We start from the raw sequence: 1,547 nt of genomic DNA on the forward strand, positions 1-1,547 counted from the left end.
ACCTGGACAAAAAAATGATTGAGCAAAACCTTAGTATTGGTGGCGCGGCAGATTATTTAATTTTAACGATTTTTATTGGTCGGCTAGCTGGCCTGGTTTAAACATTGGAAACTAGTAGAGAAAGAAGAGTGGCAATGGCAACTTTGACAACAAGCGATGGGGTCGCTTTGAACTATACCGACCGCCCTGGCCGAGGACCGGTCGCCGTCTTATTATCGGGATATTCTGGCATTCAAGCAGAGTGGATGGAACAAATTCCTGGCTTGTTAGACCGCGGTTACCGCGTGGTGACCATGGACTGGCGGTCCCACGGTCAATCAGAACGGACGAGTAAAAATTTACGGATTTCACGGTTAGCGGTCGACTTGCATGAACTGATTGTCCATTTGGACTTGCAAGACATCACCCTGGTCGGCCATTCGATGGGTGGGTCAACGATTTGGGCTTACTTGTCCTTGTTTGGAGAGGACCGCCTTCACGACTTGGTGATTGTGGACGAAAGCCCCAAGTTGGTTAATGACGAGGACTGGACGGCTGGCATTCGCGACCTGACCTGGTCAACCTTTGAAACCATTGCCCCAACCTTTATCAAAAACCGGTTAACGGCCTTACCGGTCGACCAAAAAATTAAAGACCGGCTGAAAATTGATAAGGTCGCTAATCCTTTTAATTTTGACCTAACTTATCCGCTCTTAAAAGACCATCTGTTGGCGGACTGGCGAGAAAATTTGGCTGATTGCACGTTACCAACCCTCTTTGTGGCTGGTGGAGCTTCGCCTTTGTGCAAGGAAGGGTACTTCCACGACTTCGAAACAATGCTTAACCAGGAATCACTTTTAAAAGTGATACAAAAATCGGGTCATTTGCCACATTTAGAAAGCCCACAAGAATTTAATGAAGAATTTTACAATTTTATCCGCTGATTTAATATTTTTCATGTTAAAATAAAACCAAGAATATCAGAACAATCGCAGGAGAATGTAGATGAAGAAAGATACGCAGTTAAGTACTGGTATCAGCTTCTTTTCGAAGTTTGAAAGCAAGCTGAAAATTGTTGGTTTGGGTGGCAGTACCTACTTACTGATGCTGGCGCTCTTGTTTATCGTTTTGTGGCTGAACGTCTTACCGAAAAACATGGGTGGGGCTTTGTTCACTTTGGTAATTGCTGGTGGGGGCCTTTACTACCTTGGTAGTCATTTGCCGATTTTTAAAACCTACCTCGGTGGTGGGTCGGTCTTTACGACCATTGGTGCTGCTATTATTGCCGGTCTGGGACTGGTGCCAGCTAGCACGGTGGCCACGGTTAAGGGCTTTATCGCTACTTCGAATTTTTTAGAGTTCTATATTGTATCTTTAATCATTTCGGCTATACTGAAGATGGACCGCCAGCTCTTGCTTAAGTCGGCTGTTCGCTTCCTACCAGTGGCCTTTGGTTCGATGATTGTAACCTTCTTCGTGGTCGGTTTAACCGGTCAGGTCTTAGGCCTTGGTTTCCGCCATACGGCCCTCTATATTGCCTTTCCAGTCATGGCGGGGGGGGGTGGTGC

Annotated in this window: 2 protein-coding genes and 1 pseudogene; all 3 read left to right on the forward strand. The window is 46.2% G+C overall.

Annotation, left to right across the window (positions count from 1 at the left end; all coding sequences use genetic code 11):
- Nucleotides 1-101 (forward strand): annotated as a pseudogene (locus tag AOQ29_RS08405) (triphosphoribosyl-dephospho-CoA synthase CitG); the annotation flags it as partial.
- A 33-nt stretch (nucleotides 102-134) separates the two neighbouring features.
- Nucleotides 135-923, forward strand: a complete 789-nt coding sequence (locus AOQ29_RS05455; RefSeq protein WP_061993502.1) for an alpha/beta fold hydrolase — start codon at nucleotides 135-137, stop codon at nucleotides 921-923.
- Nucleotides 924-984: 61 nt separating this feature from the next.
- On the forward strand, nucleotides 985-1,547 hold a 563-nt coding region (locus tag AOQ29_RS08085), incomplete at its 3' end, for a 2-hydroxycarboxylate transporter family protein (protein ID WP_242977404.1).

This window comes from Fructobacillus ficulneus (genome assembly GCF_001047075.2).
Taxonomy (GTDB): domain Bacteria; phylum Bacillota; class Bacilli; order Lactobacillales; family Lactobacillaceae; genus Fructobacillus; species Fructobacillus ficulneus.